The organism is Pseudomonas sp. 18.1.10 (assembly GCF_024655625.1).
Lineage (GTDB): Bacteria > Pseudomonadota > Gammaproteobacteria > Pseudomonadales > Pseudomonadaceae > Aquipseudomonas.
On the sequence record NZ_JANLGL010000261.1, the window covers coordinates 1 to 6,857 of the forward strand.

5 protein-coding genes are annotated in these 6,857 nt (G+C 63.5%); all 5 read right to left on the minus strand.

Translation table 11 applies throughout. From position 1 onward, the window contains the following. Window positions 1–88: 88 nt before the first annotated feature. Window positions 89–889 carry an N-formylglutamate deformylase gene (gene hutG / locus NUV89_RS26310; protein WP_257783617.1) on the minus strand — a complete coding sequence of 267 codons (801 nt, stop codon included), beginning with the start codon at window positions 887–889 and terminating at the stop codon, window positions 89–91. An 11-nt stretch (window positions 890–900) separates the two neighbouring features. Beyond that, window positions 901–2,106: an imidazolonepropionase gene (hutI, locus tag NUV89_RS26315; protein WP_257783618.1), complete on the minus strand. Its 1,206-nt coding sequence runs from the start codon at window positions 2,104–2,106 to the stop codon at window positions 901–903. Between the two features lie 15 nt (window positions 2,107–2,121). After that, the gene (locus NUV89_RS26320) at window positions 2,122–3,531 is read right to left on the minus strand and encodes an amino acid permease (RefSeq protein ID WP_017738817.1); all 1,410 of its coding nucleotides are present in this window, start codon (window positions 3,529–3,531) and stop codon (window positions 2,122–2,124) included. Between the two features lie 167 nt (window positions 3,532–3,698). Beyond that, complete coding sequence (hutH, locus tag NUV89_RS26325; RefSeq protein WP_257783619.1) at window positions 3,699–5,231, minus strand: histidine ammonia-lyase; 1,533 nt, start codon at window positions 5,229–5,231, stop codon at window positions 3,699–3,701. Between the two features lie 33 nt (window positions 5,232–5,264). After that, window positions 5,265–6,773 carry a histidine ammonia-lyase gene (hutH, locus tag NUV89_RS26330; protein WP_257783620.1) on the minus strand — a complete coding sequence of 503 codons (1,509 nt, stop codon included), beginning with the start codon at window positions 6,771–6,773 and terminating at the stop codon, window positions 5,265–5,267. Window positions 6,774–6,857: the final 84 nt, after the last annotated feature.

Below are 6,857 nucleotides of genomic sequence, written 5' to 3' on the forward strand. Positions count from 1 at the left end.
TCGCGAGCAAGCCCGCTCCCACACTTGACCGAGTTCCAACTTTGGAATGCAGTCAAATGTGGGAGCTGGCTTGCCTGCGATAGCGATTTCAGCCGTAACGCTGTTGCCCCCAGGCCAACAACCCTTCCAACAGCTGCTTCAACACCACCCGCGTCGGCTCAGCCAAATCCGCCCGATAACGAAACGGCTCAACCTCTTCCATATACGTGCTCTGGCACAACTCCAGCTGCACGGCGTGGATATCCTGCGCCGGGTCACCGTAATGCCGGGTGATGTGCCCACCCTTGAAGCGCCCGTTCAACACATGGCTGTACTGCGGATGCCCGGCACAGATGGCTTCCAGTTGGCTGGCCAACTCGGGATCACAGGCAGCGCCGTTGAAGGTGCCGAGGTTGAAATCCGGCAGCTTGCCGTCGAACAGGTGCGGGATCACCGAACGGATCGAGTGCGCATCGAACAGCAACGCGTAGCCGAACTCGGCCTTGAGCCGAGCCAGTTCCTCCTGCAGCGTGCGGTGGTACGGCCCCCAGATCTTCTGCAAGTAGCTGGCGCGCTCGGTCTCGTTCGGCTCCAGCCCTTCGCGGAACAACGGCACGCCGTCGAACAACGTGGCCGGGTACAGCCCGGTGGTGGCGCCGACGTACAGCGGCTTGTCGTCGGACGGCCGGTTCAGGTCGATCACAAACCGCGAATATTCGGCCGACAAGGTGCTGGCACCCAGCGCCTCGGCAAAGTCATACAGCGTGGGGATATGCCAGTCGGTGTCCGGCAGGCTTCGTGCCTCGGGGATCAACCCGGCCTCGACCGCTGGCGTCAGGCGCAAGCCCGCATGGGGCATGCTGATTAGCAGCGGCACCCGGCCTTGTTTGAAGTTCAGAACCTTATCCACAACCCTACTCCTCAAACGGTGACATCAGCGCCGTGGCGCACGACGCGTTTATCCAGTTCGCCACCCAGCCAGTAGGCCAGGTCGGCGGGACGATCAATCTGCCAGGCGACAAAGTCCGCCACCTTGCCCACTTCCAGGGAGCCGTGGGTATCGCCCATGCCCAGCGCGGTGGCGGCATGTTGCGTGGCGCCGGCCAGGGCTTCTTCCGGGGTCATGCGGAACAGGGTGCAGGCCATGTTCAGCATCAGGCGCACCGACAACGCCGGCGAAGTGCCGGGGTTGAGGTCGCTGGCGATGGCGATCTTCACGCCGTGCTTGCGCAGGGCGTCCATCGGCGGCAGCTGGGTTTCGCGCAGGAAGTAGAACGCCCCCGGCAGCAACACGGCGACGGTGCCGGACGCGGCCATGGCGATGGCGTCTGCTTCAGTCATGAACTCCAGGTGGTCCGCCGACAACGCGTGATAACGCGCCGCGAGGCTGGAGCCGTGCAGCGACGAAAGTTGCTCGGCGTGCAGTTTCACCGGCAGGCCCAATTGCTGGGCGACCTTGAATACACGCTCGACCTGTTCGGTGGAAAACGCCAGGTACTCACAGAACGCGTCCACTGCATCCACCAGCCCTTCTGCCGCAAGGGCTGGCAGCATCTCGCTGCAGATGTGTTCGATGTAATCGTCGGCGCGGTCCTTGTACTCCGGCGGCAAGGCATGGGCAGCCAGGCACGTGGCACGCACGCTGACCGGCAGCGCCTCGCCAAGGCGACGGGCGACCCGCAGCATCTTGCGTTCGTTGGCCAGGTCCAGGCCATAACCCGACTTGATCTCCACCGTGGTCACGCCGTCACGCAGCAAACTGCGCAGGCGCTTGTGGGCGCTGTCGAACAGCTCATCTTCGCTCGCCGCGCGGGTAGCGCGCACGGTACTGGCAATGCCGCCGCCCTTGGCCGCGATCTCGGCATAACTCACGCCTTCGAGGCGCTGCTCGAATTCGCCACTGCGATTGCCACCGAACACCGTGTGGGTGTGGCAGTCGATCAGCCCGGGGGTGACCCACGCGCCTTGCAGGTCGTGAACCTGCGCATAGTCAGCCTGGGGCAGTTCAGCCAAGGGGCCGATCCACTCGATGAGCTGACCTGCGGTGACCAGGGCAGCATCCTCGATGATCGAGTATTTGCCGCCCGCCATGGTTGCGACGTGGCAGTGTTGCCAAAGCGTTTTCATCAACGCCTCCCTAAATTAACGATGAGACAAAGCCGGGTCGTAATGGACCTTGGCCGCTTGCCCGGCAGCGGGCTTGACCCACAGCAGGTAGGCCAGCACCAGCAACACGATCCACACGGCGCCGACCAGCAAGGCGGCCTGGGTGTCCGGGAAATAACCCAGCACACCAAACACAAACAGCATGAACACGATGGCCGCCGCTGGCGCATAGGGCCAGAACGGTACCGGGAATTTCAGTTCGGCCACCTGCTCGCGGGTCATCGAGCGGCGCATGGCGACCTGGGTAAACAGGATCATCAGCCACACCCACACGGTGGCGAAAGTGGCAATCGAGGCGATCAGCAGGAACACGTTTTCCGGGATCAGGTAGTTGAGCACCACGCCGCCCAGCAACGCGGCGGCCATCACCACCACGGTCATCCACGGCACGCCCTGCTTGGACAGTTGCGCAAAGCCTTTGGGCGCCTGTCCTTGCTGGGCCAGGCCGTACATCATGCGGCCGGCGCCGAAGATGTCGCTGTTGATCGCCGAGACGGCCGCCGAGATCACCACGATATTGAGGATGGTTGCTGCCGAGCCGATGCCTAGGTTGCTGAAGATCTGCACGAACGGGCTGCCCTGGCTGCCGATCTGCGGCCATGGGTAGATGGCCATCAGCACAAACAGGGTGAGCACGTAGAACAGCAGGATGCGCAGCGGCACGGCGTTGATCGCCTTGGGGATCACGCGTTGCGGGTCTTTGGCTTCACCGGCGGTGATGCCGATGATCTCGATGCCACCGAAGGCAAACATCACCACGGCAAACGAGGCGATCAGGCCACCGATACCGTTCGGCATGAAGCCGCCGTGGGCCCACAGGTTGCTGAGGCCGCTGGCCTGGGTTTCACCGGCGGTGTGGATACCAAACAGCATGATGCCGAAGCCGCCGAGGATCATCGCGACGATGGCGCCGACCTTGAGCAGCGACAGCCAGAACTCCATTTCGCCAAACACTTTGACGTTGCACAGGTTCAGGCCGCCGATCAAAAACACGATGCCCAGCACCCAGACCCAACGCGCGACGTCGGGAAACCAGAAGCCCATGTAGATGCCAAAGGCGGTGACGTCGGCGAGGCAGACGATGATCATTTCAAACGCGTAGGTCCAGCCGAGGATAAAACCGGCCATGGGGCCTAGGTAGGTGCTGGCGTACTGGCCGAACGAGCCGGACACCGGGTTGTGCACGGCCATCTCGCCCAGGGCGCGCATCACCATGAACACCGCGGCGCCGCCGATCAGGTAGGCCAGCAGCACGGCCGGGCCGGCCATCTGGATGGCCGAGGCGGAGCCGTAGAAAAGCCCGGTGCCGATCGCCGACCCCAGTGCCATGAAGCGAATATGGCGGGCGCTTAGCCCGCGTTTCAAACCTTGTTCTTGCTGGTGCATTTCTCGTCCCTAATTATTTTTATCCTGAGAAAATTTTGAGCTGCGAACGCTCAATTGTGGGAGCTGGCTTGCCTGCGATGACGGTGTATCAGTCGCAATTTTTTTAACTGACAGACCGCTATCGCAGGCAAGCCAGCTCCCACATTGAAACCGTTCGGTGTTGCGCCTTAGAGGCTTGGCAACAACTTCGCCGGCACCAGCTCATTCAGACAGCGGCTGGCGAGCAGTTCGCTGGCGGCGTTGATGTCCGGGGCGAAGAAACGGTCCTTCTCATAGAACGCCACTTTGTCGCGCAGGATCGCGCGGGACTTTTCCAGCTTCGGCGAGGTTTTCAGGCCTTCGCGCAGGTCCAGGCCCTGGCAGGCCGCCAGCCACTCCACCGCCAACACGCCTCGGGTGTTCTCGGCCATTTCCCACAGGCGCTTGCCTGCCGCCGGGGCCATCGACACATGGTCTTCCTGGTTGGCGGAAGTTGGCAGGCTGTCCACGCTGTGCGGGTGGGCCAGTGCCTTGTTCTCGCTGGCGAGCGCAGCAGCGGTGACCTGGGCGATCATGAAGCCGGAGTTGACCCCGCCATTGCCCACCAAAAACGGCGGCAGTTGGGACATGTGCTTGTCCATCATCAACGAGATACGGCGCTCGCTGAGGGAGCCGATTTCGGCGATGGCCAGGGCCATGTTGTCAGCGGCCATGGCCACCGGTTCGGCGTGGAAGTTACCGCCGGAGATCACGTCGCCTTCGGCGGCAAATACCAGCGGGTTATCCGACACGGCGTTGGCTTCGACCACCAGCACTTCAGCGGCCTGGCGGAACTGGGTCAGGCAGGCGCCCATGACTTGCGGCTGGCAGCGCAGGGAGTACGGGTCCTGGACCTTGTCGCAGTTCTGGTGCGACTGCGACACCTGGCTGCTTTCGCCAAGCAGGTCGCGATAGGCCGTGGCGGCGTCGATCTGCCCACGCTGGCCGCGCGCGGCGTGAATACGCGCGTCGAATGGCGAGCGCGAACCGAGCACTGCTTCCACAGTGAGCGCGCCACACGCCAGGGCCCCGGCGAACAGGTCTTCACCTTCAAACAGGCCACGCAAGGCGTAGGCGGTGGAGACCTGGGTGCCGTTGAGCAGCGCCAGGCCTTCTTTGGCGGCGAGGGTCAACGGCGTGAGGCCGGCGACTTTCAGCGCGTCAGTCGCTTCCAGCCATTCGCCCTTGTAGCGCGCCTTGCCTTCGCCCAGCAGCACCAGGGACATGTGCGCCAACGGCGCCAAGTCACCGGAAGCACCCACCGAGCCTTTCAGCGGAATGTGCGGGTACACCTCGGCATTGATAAGCGCGATCAACGCGTCGATCACCTGGCGACGAATCCCGGAGAAGCCACGGCTGAGGCTGTTGACCTTGAGCACCATGACCAGCCGCACCAGCGCATCGCTGATGGGCTCACCGACGCCGGCGGCATGGGACAGCACCAGGGAACGCTGGAGGTTTTCCAGGTCTTCGCTGGCAATGCGGGTCGAGGCCAGCAGGCCGAAACCGGTGTTGATGCCGTAGGCGGTGCGATTCTCGGCGAGAATCTGCTCCACGCACGCCACACTGGCTTCGATCTGCGCCGTGGCGCTGTCATCCAGGCTGAGTGTCACCGGCTGCTGGTAGATGGCCCGCAGTTGGGCAAGGCTCAGTTGGCCTGGAATCAGATTTAGCGCAGTCACATTCCTACTCCTTTTGAATTGTTCTTTTGAATTTCAGTGCACATTCGGTAACGCGGTGTCTTTGAGCAACTGGGCAGCGGCGGCAATGTCCGGCGCCAGCCAGCGATCTTGTTCGTAGGCGGGCACGACTTCGCGCAGCAAGCGCCAGGCGCGGTCGGTGCCGGCGCCGAAACGCTGGTCCTTCAGGAATTCGAACGCCTGGGCCGCCAGCAAATACTCGATGGCGAGGATCTGCGTGACGTTGGCCAGCACCTGGTGCAGCTTGAGCGCGGCGTTGGTACCCATGCTCAGGTGATCTTCCTGCAAGCCCGAGGTGACGAAGTTGTCGAGCACCGCCGGTTGCGCCAGTTGGCGGTTTTGCCCACACAGGGAAGCGGCGACGTACTGCACGATCATCATTCCGGAGTTGACCCCGGGGTTGCTCACCAGGAACGCCGGCAGGCCGCTGACATGTGGGTTAATCAGGCGGTCCAGGCGGCGTTCGGCCACCGAGCCGATCTCGGCCATGGCGATGGCGAGCAGGTCTGCCGCCAGGGCAACCGACTGGCCGTGCGGGTTGGCCTGGGACATCACGCGGTAGCTGTCCGGCGTGCCGAGCAGCAGCGGGTTGTCGGTGGCGCTGTTGAGTTCGGTCTCGATCTGGCGGGTGGCGTGCTCCACCTGGTCGCGCGCTGCGCCGTGGATCTGCGGGATCGAGCGGATGCTCAACGCGTCCTGGGTGCGGATGCCTTTGCTGCTGGCGATCACTTCACTGCCGTCGAGCAGCGCGCGCAGGTTGATACCGACGTGCTGCATGCCCGGGTGCGGCTTGAGGGCGATGATTTCTTCGTCAAACGCATCGATCTGGCCACGCTGGGCCTCGAAGCTCATGGCGCCGATCACGTCGGCCCATTGCAGCAAGTGGTGCGCGTCGGCCAGGGCCAGGCAGCTCAGGCCGGTCATGCACGGCGTGCCGTTGACCAGGCACAGGCCGTCCTTGGCACCGAGCACCACCGGCTGTAAACCTTCGGCGCTGAATGCTTCTTGGGCCGAAATAATCCGGCCGCGATAACTCACATTGCCCACACCCAGCAGTGCCACGCCGACGTGGGCCATGTGGGTCAAATAGCCCACCGAACCCTGGGACGGCACTTGCGGCGTGATGCCGTGGTTGAGCAGCGCCAGCAACGCGTGGACGACCTGCGGGTGCAGGCCGGACTTGCCGTGGCTGTAGTTGATGATCGTGGCGCAGATGATCGCGCGGGTCTGTTCGTCGCTGAGCACCGGGCCGACGCCACAGGCGTGGCTCAGAAGGGTGTTGCGCGACAGCTGGCTGAGTTGCTCGCCCTTGAGCGACACGTTGCACAGCGCGCCCAGGCCGGTGTTCACGCCGTAGGCGCGCTCGCCGCTGGTGACGATGCGCTGCACGATGGCCTGGGCATTGTCGATGCGCGCCCAGGCTTGGCCCGAGAGTTCGAGCACGGCGCCGTGGCGGGCGACGGCGACCACGTCCTGCCAACGTAAGGGGGTGTTGGCGATGATGATTTTGGTTGGCTGGGACATCTTCATACCTTCTTCAATTCTTGTGCAGCTTTACTGGCCTCATCGCGGGCAAGCCCGCTCCCACAGGGGAATGCATTCCAAATG

Excerpts from the sequence above, each read along its gene's own strand:
- hutH (WP_257783620.1), bottom strand. The coding sequence starts at position 6,773 with ATGTCCCAGCCAACCAAAATCATCATCGCCAACACCCCCTTACGTTGG.
- NUV89_RS26320 (WP_017738817.1), bottom strand. The coding sequence starts at position 3,531 with ATGCACCAGCAAGAACAAGGTTTGAAACGCGGGCTAAGCGCCCGCCAT.
- hutI (WP_257783618.1), bottom strand. The coding sequence starts at position 2,106 with ATGAAAACGCTTTGGCAACACTGCCACGTCGCAACCATGGCGGGCGGC.